At 47.5% G+C, this 255-nt stretch carries 1 rRNA gene; it reads left to right on the top strand.

The window, feature by feature from the left end:
* Positions 1–45: 45 nt before the first annotated feature.
* Positions 46–255 (top strand): 16S ribosomal RNA (locus TEPIDINF_RS14960); the annotation flags it as partial.

The raw sequence follows: 255 nt of genomic DNA, 5'->3' as shown, positions 1-255 counted from the left end.
TGAATCACAGGACAAGAACTTCTAAGCAATAAATTGCTAAGAATTTCTATGGAGAGTTTGATCCTGGCTCAGGACGAACGCTGGCGGCGTGCCTAATACATGCAAGTCGAACGCTAGAGGTCAGAGATCAGAGGTCAGAAGTCAGATGCAAGCATCGCAAAGAAGCAATGGCATCATTTGATTGAACAATCAATCCGACTTCCGATTTCCGATCTCTGACTTCTGGAGTGGCGGACGGGTGAGTAACACGTGGGC

The sequence above is a fragment of the Tepidibacillus infernus genome (assembly GCF_048898065.1).
Taxonomy (GTDB): Bacteria; Bacillota; Bacilli; order Tepidibacillales; family Tepidibacillaceae; genus Tepidibacillus_B; species Tepidibacillus_B infernus.
The sequence above is the reverse complement of the archived record's forward strand: the minus strand, read 5'-3'. Positions and strand labels throughout refer to the sequence as shown.